This window comes from Traorella sp. mt218, from assembly GCF_055420025.1.
The window spans coordinates 159,272-177,919 of sequence record NZ_JBVAYM010000001.1 but is presented as its reverse complement, the minus strand read 5'-3'; the positions used below and the strand labels follow the sequence as shown (position 1 = coordinate 177,919).

General features: G+C 40.5%; 15 protein-coding genes, 7 tRNA genes and 1 riboswitch. Of the genes, 10 read left to right on the top strand and 12 right to left on the bottom strand.

Features of this window, described 5'->3' with window-relative positions:
- The first annotated feature begins 200 nt into the window (after positions 1 to 200).
- On the top strand, positions 201 to 401 hold the full coding sequence (locus ACZYT3_RS00955; protein ID WP_294561772.1) for a cold-shock protein: 201 nt from the start codon (positions 201 to 203) through the stop codon (positions 399 to 401).
- A 60-nt stretch (positions 402 to 461) separates the two neighbouring features.
- Here ACZYT3_RS00955 and ACZYT3_RS00950 read toward each other — a convergent pair whose 3' ends face one another.
- From ACZYT3_RS00950 to purE, 10 genes are read right to left on the bottom strand one after another with little or no spacing between them, the layout of a single operon-like run.
- The gene (locus tag ACZYT3_RS00950; protein WP_464087344.1) at positions 462 to 1,109 is read right to left on the bottom strand and encodes a rhodanese-like domain-containing protein; all 648 of its coding nucleotides are present in this window, start codon (positions 1,107 to 1,109) and stop codon (positions 462 to 464) included.
- Position 1,110: 1 nt separating this feature from the next.
- Complete coding sequence (srtB, locus tag ACZYT3_RS00945; RefSeq protein ID WP_294561774.1) at positions 1,111 to 1,851, bottom strand: class B sortase; 741 nt, start codon at positions 1,849 to 1,851, stop codon at positions 1,111 to 1,113.
- 48 nt (positions 1,852 to 1,899) lie between these two features.
- Positions 1,900 to 3,165, bottom strand: a complete 1,266-nt coding sequence (purD, locus tag ACZYT3_RS00940; RefSeq protein ID WP_464087343.1) for a phosphoribosylamine--glycine ligase — start codon at positions 3,163 to 3,165, stop codon at positions 1,900 to 1,902.
- Positions 3,165 to 4,703 carry a bifunctional phosphoribosylaminoimidazolecarboxamide formyltransferase/IMP cyclohydrolase gene (gene purH / locus ACZYT3_RS00935; protein WP_464087342.1) on the bottom strand — a complete coding sequence of 513 codons (1,539 nt, stop codon included), beginning with the start codon at positions 4,701 to 4,703 and terminating at the stop codon, positions 3,165 to 3,167. Before purH ends, purD begins: the two co-directional genes overlap by 1 nt.
- On the bottom strand, positions 4,700 to 5,272 hold the full coding sequence (gene purN / locus ACZYT3_RS00930; RefSeq protein WP_464087341.1) for a phosphoribosylglycinamide formyltransferase: 573 nt from the start codon (positions 5,270 to 5,272) through the stop codon (positions 4,700 to 4,702). Before purN ends, purH begins: the two co-directional genes overlap by 4 nt.
- Complete coding sequence (gene purM, locus ACZYT3_RS00925) at positions 5,269 to 6,294, bottom strand: phosphoribosylformylglycinamidine cyclo-ligase (protein ID WP_294561778.1); 1,026 nt, start codon at positions 6,292 to 6,294, stop codon at positions 5,269 to 5,271. The genes purN and purM overlap by 4 nt, the downstream gene beginning before the upstream one ends.
- An 8-nt stretch (positions 6,295 to 6,302) precedes the next feature.
- The gene (gene purF / locus ACZYT3_RS00920) at positions 6,303 to 7,712 is read right to left on the bottom strand and encodes an amidophosphoribosyltransferase (RefSeq protein ID WP_464087340.1); all 1,410 of its coding nucleotides are present in this window, start codon (positions 7,710 to 7,712) and stop codon (positions 6,303 to 6,305) included.
- Positions 7,713 to 7,721: 9 nt separating this feature from the next.
- The gene (gene purC / locus ACZYT3_RS00915; protein WP_464087339.1) at positions 7,722 to 8,429 is read right to left on the bottom strand and encodes a phosphoribosylaminoimidazolesuccinocarboxamide synthase; all 708 of its coding nucleotides are present in this window, start codon (positions 8,427 to 8,429) and stop codon (positions 7,722 to 7,724) included.
- 15 nt (positions 8,430 to 8,444) lie between these two features.
- Positions 8,445 to 12,140 carry a phosphoribosylformylglycinamidine synthase gene (locus ACZYT3_RS00910; RefSeq protein WP_464087338.1) on the bottom strand — a complete coding sequence of 1,232 codons (3,696 nt, stop codon included), beginning with the start codon at positions 12,138 to 12,140 and terminating at the stop codon, positions 8,445 to 8,447.
- An 8-nt stretch (positions 12,141 to 12,148) separates the two neighbouring features.
- Positions 12,149 to 12,637 carry a 5-(carboxyamino)imidazole ribonucleotide mutase gene (gene purE / locus ACZYT3_RS00905; RefSeq protein WP_294561782.1) on the bottom strand — a complete coding sequence of 163 codons (489 nt, stop codon included), beginning with the start codon at positions 12,635 to 12,637 and terminating at the stop codon, positions 12,149 to 12,151.
- 54 nt (positions 12,638 to 12,691) lie between these two features.
- Positions 12,692 to 12,793: riboswitch (purine riboswitch) on the bottom strand.
- Positions 12,794 to 13,146: 353 nt separating this feature from the next.
- Here purE and ACZYT3_RS00900 point away from each other — a divergent pair.
- The 9 genes from ACZYT3_RS00900 to groL all read left to right on the top strand — a co-directional run bounded on the left by ACZYT3_RS00900 (position 13,147) and on the right by groL (position 15,900).
- Positions 13,147 to 13,223, top strand: a tRNA-Arg gene (locus ACZYT3_RS00900).
- 5 nt (positions 13,224 to 13,228) lie between these two features.
- Positions 13,229 to 13,305: transfer RNA gene (locus ACZYT3_RS00895), tRNA-Pro, on the top strand.
- A gap of 7 nt (positions 13,306 to 13,312) precedes the next feature.
- Positions 13,313 to 13,389, top strand: a tRNA-Met gene (locus ACZYT3_RS00890).
- Positions 13,390 to 13,402: 13 nt separating this feature from the next.
- A tRNA-Ile gene (locus ACZYT3_RS00885) sits at positions 13,403 to 13,479 on the top strand.
- A gap of 15 nt (positions 13,480 to 13,494) precedes the next feature.
- A tRNA-Ser gene (locus tag ACZYT3_RS00880) sits at positions 13,495 to 13,585 on the top strand.
- 26 nt (positions 13,586 to 13,611) lie between these two features.
- Positions 13,612 to 13,688: transfer RNA gene (locus ACZYT3_RS00875), tRNA-Met, on the top strand.
- Between the two features lie 3 nt (positions 13,689 to 13,691).
- Positions 13,692 to 13,767 (top strand) — tRNA-Phe (locus tag ACZYT3_RS00870).
- A 236-nt stretch (positions 13,768 to 14,003) separates the two neighbouring features.
- Complete coding sequence (locus ACZYT3_RS00865) at positions 14,004 to 14,264, top strand: co-chaperone GroES (RefSeq protein ID WP_071442615.1); 261 nt, start codon at positions 14,004 to 14,006, stop codon at positions 14,262 to 14,264.
- A gap of 19 nt (positions 14,265 to 14,283) precedes the next feature.
- Positions 14,284 to 15,900, top strand: coding sequence for a chaperonin GroEL (gene groL / locus ACZYT3_RS00860; RefSeq protein WP_464087337.1), 1,617 nt, complete (start codon positions 14,284 to 14,286; stop codon positions 15,898 to 15,900).
- A 679-nt stretch (positions 15,901 to 16,579) separates the two neighbouring features.
- Here groL and ACZYT3_RS00855 read toward each other — a convergent pair.
- Together ACZYT3_RS00855 and ACZYT3_RS00850 are read right to left on the bottom strand one after the other, a co-directional pair.
- Positions 16,580 to 17,206: a V-type ATP synthase subunit D gene (locus ACZYT3_RS00855; protein ID WP_294561784.1), complete on the bottom strand. Its 627-nt coding sequence runs from the start codon at positions 17,204 to 17,206 to the stop codon at positions 16,580 to 16,582.
- Complete coding sequence (locus ACZYT3_RS00850; RefSeq protein ID WP_294561785.1) at positions 17,199 to 18,644, bottom strand: V-type ATP synthase subunit B; 1,446 nt, start codon at positions 18,642 to 18,644, stop codon at positions 17,199 to 17,201. The genes ACZYT3_RS00855 and ACZYT3_RS00850 overlap by 8 nt, the downstream gene beginning before the upstream one ends.
- Between the last annotated feature and the right edge of the window lie 4 nt (positions 18,645 to 18,648).

Here is an 18,648-nt window from a genome sequence, read left to right as displayed (position 1 = left end):
CGATTTCAAGTCATCCCGATAAATCACATTTTTTCACAACAAAAGAAAACAATTGACAATTGATTAGACAACTGTCATAATTAAATTGAATAAAAGCAATATTTTTTACGTTATCAAAAAAGCTAGCAGTAAAGGTATGAACTCAATAATAATATTTAAATTCTTGAGTGTGCTTCTTGTTCGGGTAAGGAGGTACAACGATGAAAACTGGAAAAGTAAAATGGTTCAATGCTGAAAAAGGCTATGGATTCATCACAGACGAAACAGGCAAAGACATTTTTGTTCATTTCTCAGCTATCAATTCTGAAGGTTTCAAGACTTTAGAAGAAGGTCAGACCGTCAGTTATGAAGTTGTTGAAAAAGAACGCGGACCACAGGCAAGTGATGTCACTGTCATCTAGCTTGCTCAAAGCGAACAGATCCTTGTGATTTGTTCGCTTTTTCTATAAAAAAAAGACAAATCATGCAAGACTTGCCTCATTTTCTTCTTGTAAAACAACATCATATGGCCAATCCATGATCGAGCCAAACGCATAAACATCTTTAAATCCTTTATCAGCCAACAGCTGTGCACCCTGCTTACTTTTTTCTTCTTCTCGGCCATATACAAGGATCGTCTTATTGACATCCAGACCCATCTCATCAATCTTATCAGAAAGGATCTCCAAAGGGATCGAAATCGCTTCTGGTGCATGCATTTCATCATAATATTCACGCATACTGACTTCAATGACCAGGCAGTCCTCCTTCATGATTTCATAAGCCGTAGCCGGCTTGATCGTCATATAACCATGAACACCTCGCTGAGCATTAGTCAAACGAACCTTCTTGATCCGCCCCTTTGCCAGCATTTCTCTTCTTTTTTTCGTGTTCATATAATAACAGATAATAAACAGAACGATCGTTGCGGCAAGAATGTAAGGCATATAGGACGTAAAGAAATAATTTAAGATCATCGCTAATACAAATATCAACAGCTGGACATATAAAAATAGATTCCATTCATATTTTGCTCTTTTATCTGCATACCGCATGATATACACTTCATTGAATATCTCCCTGCCATTTTGATGTTCATCGGTATATTCAATTACATCACCTTTTTTCATATCAGTTCACCTTCCTTGCGACAACCACCAAGCGTCCGTTATCATTTGAATACTCACAGGTTGACAAGGTCAACAGCTTATCCCCATACTGAGGTGTGATACCTGTATCATAATAAGCAGCCCGCTTATATTTTTGAATCTGTTCATTAAAGCTTTCTTCATCTTCAGCATTGAAAAAAGTATAGTAATCGATATAAAGCTCATGATCCGGATCATCCACAGTTTTAAATACCGCAAAGATCTCATAAGTTGAGTTATGATAAATCGTATCAAATTCAAACGTCTTATGCGTTTCATAGAAATTATAATCAGTAAATTTCCTGAGATCACCAAACATCGTGCCATCATCCATGTTATGTGCATAAATGATCATATTGTCATCCTCATCCTGAAGATTGGCATTTGCATTGACAAAAGGAGTTCCTCTAAATTCATACTCTTTATCAAAATTTCTTCTCAAATAAAATTCCTCATCATCGGGCGTCTGCATGACCGGATAATTGACTTTGGTATCCTCAATGGTGATCCACCCGATCATATCACTATTCTGCTTCAAAAGATCTCCATATTTTTCCACAAAGCTCATCGTCCTGCCATCATCTTCTTTTACCTGTGAAAGCAGCTCACCGATTCTTTTTTCTGACTGATAACCTTCATAGTAATAAGTAACGATTTTATAGAGTGAAAAACAAAATACACCGATACATAAAACAAGTAATATATTTCTTAAAATTCTTTTCATGTTATCACCTTTGATTATTATAAACGATTCATTAAAAAAAAGAAACTGTCAAGCAGTTTCTTTCGATAATTCACGATCTCCGATATCACTTCGATAAAATAAGCCTTCTCTTTGAATCTTTTCTATCAAAGCATAGGTTTTCTGTTTTGCTTCTTTTAAAGTAGGCGCACTCTGTGAAATGAACAGTACCCTTCCCCCGCTTGAAACAAGACCCTTATCTGTTTTCTTGGTTCCCATATGGAAACATGCCGGTGAGGTCAATGTCAGATCACTTAGATCGATATTTTTCTGATAGCTCTGCGGATATCCTTCAGCTGCCAATACAACACCTAAAAAAGCATCTTTGGAGAATGTAATGATTGGTTTTTTATGAGCCATGACATCCACGATCGTCTGATACAGGTCACTTGTCATCGCCTGTAAGACTACTTCACTTTCCGGATCACCGAAACGGCAATTAAACTCGATCGTTTTGACACCCTCATCCGTAAGCATAAAGCCGCCATAAAGGACACCTTGATAAGGCATTCCTTCTAAAACCATCGCTTCTGCAATAGGCTTCATCACCTTTTCCATCGCTTCATCAACAGCACTTTGAGGAATATGAGCCACAGGTGTATAAGCACCCATACCGCCTGTATTTAAACCTTGATCATGGTCAAAGGCACGCTTATGATCCTGAGCGATCTGCATCGGATAAACATCCTTGCCATTAACAAAAGCAAAGAGTGAAAATTCTTCTCCTTCAAGGTATTCTTCAATGACCAAAGAAGTCCCGGCATCTTTAAATAAATCATTGCACATCATATCTTTTAAGCTGTTTTGGGCTTCTTCCATCGTAGAAGCGATGATGACTCCTTTTCCGGCTGCCAGCCCATCGGCTTTTAAAACGATCGGGCATTTTTGAGCGGATAGATAAGCCTTTGCTTTTTCATAGTCATCAAAACTGGCATACTTGGCTGTCGGAATATTATATTTATGCATCATATCCTTGGCAAAGCACTTGCTTCCTTCCAACTGGCTTGCCGCCTTTGTTGGTCCAAAAATATTCAGCCCTGCTTTTTGAAAAGCATCTGTAATTCCTGCACATAAAGGAATCTCCGGACCTACAAAAGTCAGATCGATCTTATTTTCTTTTGCGAAGGCAATCAGGCTCTCAAAATCTAAGATATCGATATCTGCAACAGTTGCGACATCGTCCATGCCTCCGTTGCCACTGGCAACATATACCTGCTCAACATACGGGCTTTGAGCAAACTTATAACAAAGAGCATGTTCACGTCCGCCACTGCCGATCACCAACACCTTAGCCATTAGTGTTTGAAATGGCGTTTGCCCGTAAACACCATCGATACCTGATTCTCGTTGCAGGCTTTGATCGAGTCTTCATCTCTGATCGATCCGCCCGGCTGAATGATGGCGCTGATACCATATTCACTGGCTAACTTGACCGTATCATCCATCGGGAAGAAAGCATCACTGGCCAATACCGCACCACGTGCTTTTTCACCGGCCTGTTCCAAAGCAATCTTCGCCGCACCCACACGGTTCATCTGTCCGGCACCGACACCTAATGTCTGACCATCCTTGACGATCACGATCGCATTTGATTTCACATGTTTTACAACCTTGAAGCCAAACAGCAGATCTTCCATTTCTTTTTCTGTCGGCTGCTTTTCAGTAACACATTTGCAGTCCTTGGCTGTCGTCACGGCACGATCGGTTTCCTGAACCAAAACGCCGCCGCTCACCGAAACAAACTTGCGTACATATTCCCGCTGAGCTTCTTTTGTGAAAGTCATCAGACGAATGTTTTTCTTACGGCTTAAAATTTCAAAAGCTTCTTCTTCAAAAGCCGGCGCTAAAATAATTTCTAAGAACATCTTGCTTAATTCTTCCGCAATCTGTACCGTAACAGTTTCATTAAAAGCAACGATACCTCCAAAAATGCTTGTCGTATCAGCCTCATAAGCTTTTCTCCAGGCAGTATAAAGATCTCCGGCCACACCAATGCCACATGGATTCATATGTTTGACCGCAACAACTGCACTGCTTCCTTCAAAATCACGCAAGATCTCTAACGTTGCATTTGCATCCTGAATATTATTATATGAAAGCTCTTTGCCATGCAGCTGCTTTGCAGAACAAAGCGAATAAGGTGTCGTAAACATCTCACTGTAAAAGCTTGCTTTTTGATGTGGATTCTCACCATAACGCAATGTCTGTTTCAAATCAAAGGTCATCGTCAATGTTTCAGGATTTTCTTCATGGACATAATCACTCATATACTGGGCGATCAAAGCATCATAGCTGGCTGTCGTACGGAAAACCTTCGCTGCTAAACGCTGGCGGGTTGTAAGAGTCGTATCACCATTTTCTTTGATTTCTTTTAAAACCTGATCATAATCCTTCACATCACAAACTACTGTGACATATGCATGATTCTTTGCGGCACTTCTTAACATGCTAGGTCCGCCGATATCAATATTTTCAATGGCCTCGGCATGTGTAAAGCCTTCTTTAGAAATCGTCTGCTTGAATGGATAAAGATTGACACAAACAAGATCAATCGTTTCAATATGATTTTCTTTTAATTGTTTTTGATGGCTTTCCAGATCACGGACTGCCAACAATCCTCCATGAACCATCGGATGCAATGTCTTGACACGTCCATCCAGAATTTCCGGAAAATGTGTAACCTCTTCAATCCCCAAACAATCAATTCCTGCTTCCTTTAACACCTTATAGGTTCCGCCTGTAGAAATGATCTCATAGCCGCATTCAACCAATCCTTTCACAAAAGGAATCAGATTTGTCTTATCACTTACACTTACTAAAGCACGCTTTTTCATTTCATTTCCTCCAATAATTTTTGAATCACAGCTGGATAAAGCACATGTTCAATCGCATGAATAGATGCTTCAATTTCCTCTCTGTTCATATTTTCTTCAACATCAAAGCTTTTCTGGGCAATGATCTTGCCGCTGTCCATGCCGCTGTCCACATAATGAATCGTAACACCCATGACCTTGACACCATAATCAATCGCCTGTCCGATCGCATCCTTTCCTTTAAATGCCGGCAAGAGCGATGGATGAATATTGATAATTTTTCCTTCATAGGCATTTAAAAGCACTTCACCACATAAACGCATATAACCTGCCAGTACGATCAAAGACACATTTTTTCGTTCAAGCAGCGCAACGATTTCTTTTTCATAATCCTTTTTCGAAGGATAGCTTTTTGGATCAAAGGCAAAGACCTCAATATTTTTCTTTCGGGCTTTTTCAACGACCTTCGCGTCTACATGATCGGCAACGACACATTCGATTGATGCTTCTAGTTTATGATCTTCGATCGCTTTCTGAATGGCTTCGAAATTCGTTCCTGTACCACTTGCGAAAACAGCTATGTTTTTCATTTGAATGAAATTCCTTCCTGATCGACGACCTTACCGATCACTGAAGCCTTTTCACCCATATCTTTTAAAACGGATAAAGCTGCATCAACATCATTTTCATCCACGACAAGGATCATACCAATACCCATATTAAATACATGATACATCTCATCTTCTTCAATATTGCCAAGCTTCTGTAAGAAGCGGAAGACTTCCAATACTTCCCAGCTGCCCTTTTCAATTTCAATGCCTAATCCCTTATTCAAACAGCGTGGCATATTTTCATGGAAACCACCACCGGTAATATGAGCAACCCCATGCACATCAACCTTTTTGAATACTTCGCTGACTGCTTTCACATAAATGCGTGTCGGCGTTAACAAAGTTTCACCAAGCGATTGAGAAAGTCCCTCATAAGTCTTTGATAAATCCAGATCATGATCCTTGAAAATAAGTTTGCGCACCAATGAAAAACCATTCGAATGAACACCTGAGCTTGCTAAACCGATGACAACGTCACCTGCCTTCGTTTTTGAACCATCGATGATCTGATCCTTTTCGACAACACCAACGGTAAAACCGGCCACATCATATTCATCCTCATCATACATATCCGGCATTTCGGCCGTTTCACCGCCGACCAAAGCACAATTTGCCAAGACACAGCCATCACTGACACCCTTCACGATGGCCTCGATCTTTTCCGGATGATTCTTACCAACGGCAATATAATCTAAAAAAAGCAAAGGCTGGGCTCCCTGCGCCAGAACATCATTGACGCACATTGCCACGACATCCTGACCGATCGTATCATGCTTATCCATCATAAATGCCAGCTTCAGTTTTGTTCCGACACCATCCGTACCACTGACCAGCACGGGATTTTTATAATGCAAGGCGCTTAAATCAAACAATCCTCCAAAGGAACCGATATTTCCCATCACACCTAAACGATGGGTCGCAGAAATATGTTTTTTGATTCGTTCCACAGACTCATAGCCTGCTTCCAGATCTACTCCGGCACTCTTATATTGTTCGCTCATATATCCTCCTAGAATTTTGTTTCCTTATTGGCATCCTTGATCGAATCAAATAATTCTGTCGGATAATTTCCGCTGAAGCATGCCATACACATATCATTCAAGCCAATGGCCCGTTTCAAACCTTCCATTGAAATAAATGCCAAAGAATCACAGCCCGTGATCTTTCTTACCTCTTCGACATTGTGGAAGGCACTGATCAGTTCATCATAAGTGCTCGTATCCACACCATAGAAGCAAGGAGAGATCATAGGCGGAGAAGCAATTCTCATATGTACCTCGCTGGCTCCCATATCACGAAGCATCTTTACGATCTTTGTCGAAGTCGTACCACGAACGATCGAATCATCGATCAAGATGATCCGTTTGCCCTTAACGATGCTTCTGACCGGTGAAAGCTTCATACGAACACCTTTGTCACGCAATTCCTGACTCGGTTCAATAAAGGTCCTTCCCATATATTTATTTTTGATCAAGCCTACCTCATAAGGAATACCGCTCTCTTCCGCATAACCAACTGCCGCACTCAAACTGGAATCAGGTACTCCGATTACGATATCGGCATCCACAGGTGCTTCCTGAGCCAATACCTTCCCTGCCATCTTTCGTGAAGCGTGGACATTGATCCCACAGATATCACTGTCAGGCCTTGAAAAATAAATATACTCCATCGCACAAATCTTACTGCAGGTATCTTCCGTATAAAAGCATGAAGATACTTTATTTTTTGAAAAAGTAACGATTTCTCCCGGCAAGACATCTCTGATAAATTCCGCACCGATAACATCAAACGCACATGTTTCACTACTGATCACATAGCCGTCCTGCAGCTTACCGATCGAAAGCGGACGAAGACCATTTTTATCACGCATGGTATATAATTTATCTTTGGTAATGATCAGGAATGCAAAACCGCCAATCAGAATATTCAAAGCTTCCTTGATCGATTCAAGTCTTGAACGAGTCGCATTCTTCTTTACAAGATGAGCGAGAATTTCGGTATCGCTCGTTGACTGAAAGATGGAACCGTTTCTTTCCAGCTTTTCACGAATCTGTTTAGAATTTACGATATTTCCGTTATGACATAATCCAAAATCACCTGTTGAGTGATTGAACATGAACGGTTGAACATTATTGGGACCACTGCCTCCGGCTGTTGAATAACGAACATGTCCGATCGCAACATTTCCCTTGCAGGCTCTAAGCTCCTGTTCATGAAAGGTTTCTTTGACCAGTCCCATGCCACGATGTCCATACAGCTTCTCACCGTCTGTCGAAACGATGCCGCAGCCTTCCTGGCCACGATGCTGCATGGCATGAAGCGCATAATAGGTAAGCTCACTTGCCTTATCGACATTGAAGACACCAAAGACCCCACATTCTTCATGAATTTCCTGATCCTGATAGATTTGCTGATTCATAATTTCTCCTTAATTTGATAATCTCTTTAAAATTTCCTGATAAGCATCCTCTACATTTCCAAGATTTCTACGGAAACGATCCTTATCAAGCTTTTCTTTTGTTTCCTTATCCCACAGACGACAAGTATCCGGTGAAATTTCATCCGCCAACACGATTTCACCATCCGATGTACGTCCAAATTCAATTTTAAAATCTACAAGAATAATTCCTAAACGATCCCACATATCGACCATCACTTCATTGATCGTCTTTGTCATTTCATAGATCTTCTTTAACTCATCATAGGTTGCTGCCTTCAATGCAACGGCATGGTGATCATTGATCAGCGGATCTCCCAGATCATCATCCTTGTAACAGATCTCATAAATCACATTGTCCGGCTTCGTTCCCTCTTCGATACCTAAGCGTTTCGACATGCTTCCGGCAATATAATTACGTACGATCACTTCCAACGGAATGATGGAAACTTTACGACAAAGCTGATCACGGTCATTCAGCTTTTCGATCAAATGTGTCTTGATTCCCTTTTCTTCCAGTTTCTTGAAAATGATATAACTGATCTGATTATTCAAATAGCCTTTATTTTCAATTTGTCCCTTCTTTTCACCATTAAAAGCCGTGGCATCATCCTTGTAATGAATGATGATCTTATCCGGATCATCTGTGGCATAAATCTGTTTTGCCTTACCTTCATAAAGAAATTCTCTTTTTTCCATTTTTTCTCTCCTCACCTATTTTTTAAAATATTGAACACCGCTGGCAAAAATACTTTGTTTCTTCTTGCCCGGAATATTCTTAAACACATCATTGAAATATCTTTCGGAATGACCCATTTTTCCTAAGATGTGACCATCAAAGGACGTTATGCCTTCAATGGCATAACAAGAACCATTGACATTGCTATGCGAATCATAGCTAAGCCTTCCCTCATCGTCACAATACTGGAAAGCAACACATCCCTTTTCAAAAAGCTCTTCCGCCAGTTCTTCACTCACGACAAACTTGCCTTCTCCATGACTGACAGCAATGGAATACACATCGCCTACCTGTTCATGAGCAAGCCATGGTGAATGATTGCTGGCCACGCGTGTATGAACAATCGTTGAGATATGACGGTTGATATCATTTCTAAACAGTGTCGGCGCACTCTCATCCAGCGTCCTGATTCTTCCATAAGGCAGCAATCCTGATTTCACCAATGCCTGGAAGCCATTGCAGATACCTAAGATCAAGCCATCACGATCCAAAAGATCATGAACCGCCTTCTTGACCTTCTCATTCTGCAGCACATTCACGATAAACTTGGCACTGCCATCCGGTTCATCACCACTTGAAAAACCGCCTGGGAACGCCAGGATCTGACATTGACCTAAAAGTTCCACCAACTCATCAATACTGTCAAAAATCATCTGCTCGGTTTCATTTCTGAATACAAAGATATGGGTAATGGCTCCCTCTTCCTCAAAAGCACGTGCCGTATCGTATTCACAGTTAGTACCCGGGAAGACTGGAATGCAGACATGTACCTCATCCACTAAATGCCTGGATTTAAATACTTGTGTTGATGCTGTGTCATGATAAGGAATCAACGCTTTGCTGCTTTGGGAAACCGTTGGATATAATTTTTCAAAAGTTGACATATAAGCCTCTGCAGCCTTGTCCATATCAACCTCAATACCATTGATGCGCACCTTATCAGAGGTATGACCAATGATCACTGCATATTCACTGCCCAATGCTTCTTCACTTTCGACGATAAAGCAGGCCGGCATAAAATCAAAGACATGTTTTAGTTTGACATCAAAACCGATCATATTGCCAAACGCCATCTTAAACAAGGTTGCTGCCGCGCCGCCTTTTTCAATGACGCTGCAGGCGAGTACCTTTTTGGACTGAATCAGACGTTCCATTTCTTCGAATGTTTTTTGAACGCTATCTAAATCAAATTTTTCAAAATCAAATACAGGAGCAACAAGACTTAACACATGACCCTTTCCTTTTAGTTCATTGGAAATAATGTTATCTACATCACCATGCGCACAAGCAAAAGAAATTAATGTAGGTACGACGGAAATATCCTGGAAAGTACCTGACATTGAATCTTTACCGCCGATGGCTGCAATCTTAAATTTATCCTGAACGGCAATTGCTCCTAATAACGCCTCTGTTACCTTTCCCCATGAACGCTCATTCTTTCCTAAACGCTCAAAATATTCCTGAAATGAGAAATGGATATGCTCCATCTTGCCACCGACAGCAATAACCTTGGCCATAGATTGCAGGACGCTGTTTTGAGCACCGACGAAGCAAGAATACTCCATGACCTCCGGGTCAAAGCCATATGTAAGAATGGAACAGGTTTTGGTCCTGCCATCAAGTACCGGAAGCTTTTGAACGCTTGCCTGAGCAGGTGTCAGCTGCGTTTTTCCGCCAAACGGCATCAAAACGGTCGTACTTCCGATCGAAGCATCGAACATTTCTGCCAATCCTTTTTGCGAAGCAACATTCATATCAGAAAGAATGTGACAGATATTTTCTTCATTGCATTCAAGTTCGCTTCTAAATGGATTCTTACCTGATAATGTATCAATATTCACATCAGCATGTTGGCGTGCTCCGCTCGTATCAATAAAATCACGGGCCAGATCAACAACTACTTCACCATGATATTCCATGACCAAACGGTTGGAATCATTGACAACAGCCACTACATAGGCTTCCAGATTTTCAGCCTCAGCCATAGATATGAATCTGTCTGCATCATCAGCGGCAACTACAACCGCCATTCTTTCCTGACTTTCACTGATGGCAATTTCTGTCGCATTCAAACCGGCATATTTCGTACGCACCAAATCAAGATTGATCTTTAAGCCGCTTGCCAGCTCACCAATGGCCACACAGACACCGCCTGCGCCAAAATCGTTACACTTTTTAATTAATTTCGTACACGCTTCATTTCTGAATAAACGCTGAATTTTTCTTTCTTCAGGAGCATTTCCTTTCTGTACTTCACTTGCACAGACCTCCAATGATTTTACATTATGTTCTTTGCTGGAGCCGGTAGCACCACCGATACCATCACGTCCGGTACGCCCACCCAATAAGATGACGACATCTTTATTTACAGGTGTTTCTCTTCGTACGTTCTCAACCTTGCTGGCACCAACGATAGCTCCTACCTCCATATGTTTTGCGACATAAGAATCATGATAGATCTCACGTACGAAAGTTGTCGGCAGACCGATCTGATTGCCATAAGAGGAATTTCCCTGTGCTGCCTTCTTAGAAATTACTTTCTGCGGAAGCTTGCCTTCCATCGTCTTTTCAATACTTTCTAAAACATTACCGCTGCCACTGATGCGCATTGCCTGATAGACATAGCTCCGGCCACTCAAAGGATCGCGGATCGCTCCTCCGATACAAGTGCTGGCACCACCGAACGGCTCAATTTCCGTTGGATGATTATGCGTTTCATTTTTAAACTGAAGCAGCCATTTTTCCATGACGCCATCATGATCCACGTCAATAAAGACGCTGCAGGCATTAATCTCTTCACTGACTTCAACTTCATCCGCCATTTTCTTATTTCTCAGATCTCTCGCATTGATCGTAGCCATATCCATTAAAGTGATCGGCTTTTCACAACGTCCGTTCTCTTTTCTTAATTCCATATAACGATCTAATGCCGTCTGAATGTCTTCTTTGAAACGTGAAGTCGTGATCTTGATATCTTTCAGACAGGTTTCAAAAGTCGTATGACGACAATGATCCGACCAATAAGTATCTAAGACCCGGATTTCAGTTTCGCTTGGATCTCTTTTTTCAGTATTCTTAAAATAATCCTGAACCATCAAAAGATCTTCTTTGGACATTGCAAGTCCTTCTTCTTTCAGAAAAGCTTCGATCTGCTGATCATTCATATCAATAAATCCGCTATAATCCTTCAATGGCTTCACATCGACATTTGAATCAATGCTCAGCACATCCATATTCTTCTTTCTTGTTTCAATAGGATTGATCACATAATGAGAAACCTTCTCATATTCTTCTTCACTTAGATCACAGTCAAAGATCAAAAGCTTACCGCTGGTGATCACACAGCTGTCCGTCGGATCTAACAGCTTAACACACTGCATGGCACTATCGGCTCTTTGATCATACTGCCCCGGAAGCGTTTCTATCGCAATCACATTCATGCCTGAAGCTTCTACATCCTCTAAAACAACATCAACGACCGGCTCACTAAAAACCGTTGCCTTGGCCTTTTCAAGAATATCTTTTTCAATGTTAAAAACATCGTAGACATTCACCAGACGCATCGAAGAAGGCTGAATATGAAAATTCTCTTTTAACTGTGCAAAAAGATCTTTGGCCTCAACTTGAAATCCTTCTTTTTTCTCAACGAATACTCTCTCGCTAACCTTCATGTTCCCTCCTAGAATTTCATATTTTCAAGCACATTCCGTTTCATGCTTTCTTTATGCTCCAGCATCTTCTGGTGATACTTTTCATCAAAAGCACCCAAAATCGTCGCACAAAGCACAGCGGCATTCTTAGCTCCCGCTTTACCGATCGCAACGGTAGCAACCGGAACGCCTGCCGGCATCTGAACGATGCTTAATAATGAATCCAAACCATCCAGCGTGCTTGTCTTAATAGGAATACCGATGACCGGAAGCGTAGTACATCCCGCAATAACTCCTGCCAGATGTGCTGCTCCGCCTGCCGCAGCTACGATGATCTTCAATCCTCTTTCATAAGCGCTCTTTGCATAAGCCATCGTTTCATCCGGAGTACGGTGTGCACTTAATACGATCTTTTCATAAGGAATATCAAATTCCTCCAAAAGCTTTGTTGTTTCCACAACACAGTCAAAATCACTCATGGAACCCATTACGATTCCCACCAACGGTTTTCTTTCCATCTTTCTCTCCTTCTTTAAATATAAAAAGACATTAGAAATCTAATGTCCACAAAACAAAAAAGACTTTTGCTTTGTAGTCGCTTTTTTTACGGAAAAGCGGTAGAAACTTGTGAGCCATATCCTCACGATTATACAATTCAAAACCAATAAAAGAAAAAATAGATGCGTCAAAAACATCTATGATTTCAATATATAATTTTCTGAAAATGACTGAGATACATTTAAATTTAAGAACATGCTATCACCCTCACTTTCAACATTATTCTAACACATTTTATAAATGATGAAAACATATATTTAGAATTTATATTAAGTTTCTAATGTTATCTTTTATATTTAATCCATAATATGAACATTAAGGATAAAGAATATCGATAAAATTGATATTTTACACAAAGAACGCTGCATTTTTTCAAATTTCTTGCACATTAAATAAATTTTTTTAAAAAAGTTCTTGCAATTTAAGGAAAGCTAGGTTATTATATATAGGCACTGATTAGTGCTAAAATGCGCCGTTAGCTCAACTGGATAGAGCGTTTGACTACGGATCAAAAGGTTGTGGGTTCGATTCCTGTACGGCGCGCCATTTAACGGGATGTAGCACAGCTTGGTAGTGCACTTGATTTGGGATCAAGGGGTCGCAGGTTCGAATCCTGTCATCCCGACCATTAATTTGGCTGGGTAGCTTAGTTGGCTAGAGCATCCGGTTCATACCCGGAAGGTCATGGGTTCGAGTCCCATCCCCGCCACCATATATTTAAACCTGGACCATTAGCTCAGTTGGTTAGAGCATCCGGCTCATAACCGGTGGGTCGTGGGTTCAAGTCCTACATGGTCCACCATTTTAGTTAAATAGTGGAGGAATACCCAAGTGGCTGAAGGGTCCGGTCTTGAAAACCGGTAGGTCGGGAAACCGGCGCCTGGGTTCGAATCCCAGTTCCTCCGCCATTTCCTAAAAAAATTTATTTACACATCGCGGGATGGAGCAGTCTGGTAGCTCGTCGGGCTCATAACCCGAAGGTCGTTGGTTCAAATCCTTCTCCCGCAACCAAATGGTTTCGTAGCTCAGTCGGTAGAGCAACGGACTGAAAATCCGTGTGTCGGCAGTTCGATTCTGCCCGAAACCACCATTCGAAGATTAGCGAAAGCCTTTATATGAATGCTTTCGCTTTTTTATATATTTCCCTATTTCTCTTTTTTCCGACATTTTCATCAGTCAAATCCTCTCATATGCAGATGGATCATCTGATTTCAAAAAGTTTTTAAAAAAATGTTAGCAGTCATATTGACAGATTGCTAACAACGTGGTATAAATATACTAGCACTTAGTTTTGGCGAGTGCTAAAAATAAGGAGTGATTAATTTTATGCTAAAGCCATTACACAATCAGGTCGTATTAAAAAAAGAAGAAATTGAAAACAAGACTTCAAGTGGTATTATTTTAACAACAGAAAACAAGAAGATGCCAAGTGTTGGCAAAGTATTAGCAAAAGGTCCTAAATGTGAATCCGAGATCAAAGAAAATGATCGTGTCGTTTACAAGGAATATTCCGGAACAAGCATTACTTTAGATCATGAAGATTATGTTGTCATTGAAGAAAAAGACATATTAGCTATTGTAGAGTAACTAAAGGGAGGAATAAAAAATGAGCAAAGAAGTAAGATATTCAAATGATGCACGTAAAAGCATGTTAAAGGGTGTGAATACGCTCGCAGACACAGTATGCGTTACACTGGGTCCTAAAGGAAGAAACGTCGTATTGGAGAAAAGCTATGGTTCCCCGCTCATCACAAATGATGGTGTAACGATTGCCAAAGAAATCGAATTAGAAGATAAATTTGAAAATATGGGTGCTAAGCTCGTTTATGAAGTTGCCAACAACACAAATGATGTCGCCGGTGATGGAACGACAACAGCTACGATTCTTGCAAGAAGCATGATCAATCAGGGCATCAAAGCTGTTGATAACGGATATAACCCGGTATTGATGCGTGAAGGTATCGAATATGCCAGCAAGGAAGTTGCGAAAACAATTTTGAAGAATTCTCATACAGTTGAAACAAACAGTGATATTGCTTCTGTTGCTTCCATCTCATCCGGCAGCAAGGAAATCGGTGATTTGATTGCGAAAGCTATGGATAAGGTTGGAAAAGACGGTATCATCAATGTCGATGAATCAAACGGTTTTGATGATGAGCTTGAAATCAGCGAAGGTATGCAGTATGACAAAGGATATGTTTCACCTTATATGGTCAGCGATCGCGAAAAGATGCAGGTTGAAATGGATAACCCTTATGTATTAGTTACCAACCAGAAGATCAATAACATTCAGGAAATCCTGCCTATTTTGGAACAGATCATCAAGACAAATCGTCCATTGCTGATGATTGCTGAAGATTATGAAAACGAAGTTATCTCAACATTGGTTTTAAATAAGTTAAGAGGAACGTTCAATATCGTTGCGACAAAGGCTCCGGGCTTTGGCGATAACCAAAAAGAAATGCTGATGGATATTGCTGCCTTGACAAATGCTACTTATTTCAATACTGATTTGAATATGAAGCTTGAGGATGCAACACTTGATCAGTTAGGAACGATCAAGAAGATCATCGTTACAAAGGATTCTACAACTCTGATCAGCGGCAATGAAAAGAATGAAGCTGTGATGGAACGTGTTGAAGAAATCAAGAAACGTATCGAAACTTCAACAAGTGATTATGATAAGAAACAGTTCAAGGAACGTCTAGGTAAACTGACAAATGGTGTGGCTACGATCAAAGTAGGCGCTACTACTGAAAGTGAGCTTAAAGAAAAGAAACTGCGTATCGAGGATGCATTGAATGCAACCAAGGCTGCTGTCAGCGAAGGTATCGTCATTGGTGGCGGTGCTGCTCTTGTTGAGGCTTACAAGGAATTAAAACCTGTATTGAAGAGCGATATCCGAGATGTTCAAAAAGGTATCAGCATCGTGATGGAATCACTGTTTACACCAATTTCACAGATTGCTGAAAACTCCGGTTATAACTCTGAGGATATCATTGAAGCACAGAAGAAAGCTGATAAGAATGTCGGATTTGATGCGAAGACAGGCGAATGGGTAGATATGTTTGAAAAGGGCATCATCGATCCTACTAAAGTTACAAGAAGCGCTCTATTGAATGCTGCCAGTATCTCTGCCCTCTTCATCACAACAGAGGCCGGTATTGCTGAAATCAAGTCTGAAAACGATACAGCTGCTGCTATGCCAAACCAGATGTATTAATACAAGTCTTAAGATAAGATGATAGAATTCAAACTCTATCATCTTTTTTTATATTATAAAAAAAGCATTCTTATAACATACGATAACCAGGATACACATTCCTGGTTATTGTTATATCAAATCATCATCTATATTAAACAGATACAAGAAAATGAAATCATATACAAATAAGTAACTCCCTTATCTGCATACCTGCCTGCCCACTGCATGATTCCACTGACACCTTCTCATCTTTTTTCTCTAAAACGTAAGGCATTGGTGAAATGTTCCAATATAAGCTTATTTTTCATAGCAGGATCCCATCTTTATCATGCGTCTTTCTTCCAGTGAATCACATGACTGCCGGGTTTTCTATGATTCCTTTCCTCTTTCTTTCAAAAGAATCCCTCATGGCTGATTGCAAAGATCAGTGAAAGAAGAATGTGGTCTGATCATTTCTCATCGGTGTGCTATAAATGCGAAAACATTAAAGTTATAACGATCGACTACTATAATAAATGCAAGAATGAAAAACATTCCATCTATTCCTGTTTTTAATGCACCTTTTATGTCAGGGTGTTTTTTTTGACCTTTTACCCCCTTGAATTTGAAATTTCCTAATATAAAAGAGGATCGTTATGAAATCACTTCATATCGATCCTCTCTGTCTTATTTCAAACAGTTAATGCACGATCTATCCTTAAGATCCTGCCTTTTTGCGATCCATCATCGATTTGATCACCTTCTGTCGGGAGAATTCTTCCCTTTCCTTTTCTTCCAGTGATTCTGTAATGAATTTAACCGTTGATTCCATATTCGGAATCACGATATTTTTCAACGCATTTGCTCGTTTCTGTGTCTTCATGATAGCATTTGCCAAACGGTAAACACTATTTTCGACCTGTACAAGAATGATCGTTAGCTGTTTAACTTTTGTAAAGCAGCGATAACAATAATCCAGCTTTGAATTAGCTCGATCTAATCCATATGTCAATTCAAGACTCGGCTCATCATAAGTGATCTTAGGAAGCTCAACCCCCATTACACTACGATAGGTCACATGGATCCCATTATCGATCGGCACTTCATCAACAATATCACTGATAAGACCTAATGACATATTCGCTTCAGATAAAGCATAATAGGCTTCACCATATACCTTTTCAATATCATCACGTATCTTCTTGACATTATCAACCTGTTCCATCATTTCACGAATCAGGATATTCCGCTTACGATCCATCAGATCGTAACCCATCGAAGCAAGATCCAAAGATTTTTTTGATGCGATCAAATTTCCTTTTGTCGGAAATACCTGATTAGCCATTCACGGATCTCTCCAATTCTTTGATGAGTTTTTCTTCTTTTAATCCAAATTCCTGAACTGCTGATTCATGATCATAGAATTTATCAAGAACCTCATCATCAACACGATCCAGCTCACTTTTTGGAAGTACGGATAAAAGCTTCCATCCAAGATCCAATGTTTCATCAATCGTTCGATTGCAGTCAAAGCCTTGATTTAGAAAATGTTCTTCAAATAAATTTCCAAACAACATATATTTTTTATCAATATCGCTCAGTTCATCTTCACCGATAACGCTGGCCAGACTTTTCGCATCCGAAACCTTCGCATAAGAAGCAAACAGCTGGTTGCTTAATGCCGAATGATCGGCACGCGTATAACCTTCACCGATACCGTCCTTCATCAAACGTGACAGAGAAGGCAGTACACCTACCGGCGGATAGATACCCATCTGGTCTAAGTTTCGATCCAGTGATATCTGTCCTTCCGTAATATATCCGGTAAGGTCCGGTACGGGGTGCGTAATATCATCATTAGGCATCGTCAGGATCGGAATCTGAGTAACAGATCCCTTGCTTCCCTTGATGATACCGGCTCTTTCATATAAAGAAGCCAAGTCAGAATATAAATATCCCGGATATCCTTTACGTCCCGGAATTTCACCCTTTGAGCTTGAGAATTCACGGACTGCTTCACAATAGCTTGTCATATCACTAAGAATAACAAGCACCTGCATATCCTTTTCATATGCCAAATACTCTGCAGCCGTCAAAGCGCAGCGAGGCGTCAGGATACGTTCAATGATCGGATCATTTGCCAGATTGACAAACATCACGACACGCTCCATAACTCCTGCTTCTTCAAAGCTTCTTTTAAAATAATCAGCAACATCGTTCTTAACACCCATTGCCGCAAATACGATACAGAAGCCTGCACCCTCTTTATCAGCAATATTGGCCTGTTTAACGATCTGTACAGCCAATTGATTATGCGGCATACCACTGCCTGAAAAGATAGGCAGCTTCTGTCCGCGAATCAATGTCATCAGTGCATCAATGCTGGAAATACCTGTATTGATATAATTACGCGGATATACACGGCTGACCGGATTTAAAGGCAGACCGTTGATATCCATCCTTTTTTCCGCAAAAACATTTCCTAAATTATCGATCGGCTTACCGGCTCCGTTAAATGTACGTCCCAAAATTTCTTTTGAAAGCGGCAGCTCCATCGGATGACCCATCAGTCGAGTCGTCGTATTGACCAATGAAATCTTATTGGTTCCTTCAAAAACCTGAATGACCACTTTTTCCCCTTCAATTTGAACGATTCTACCTGTTCGCGTTGAACCGTTCTCAAGCTCCAGCTCGACAATTTCATCAAAACTGGCATTTTGAACGTGATCCAAGACAACCAAAGGTCCATTGATTTCACTCAATCCTTTATAACGCAAGCTCACAAGC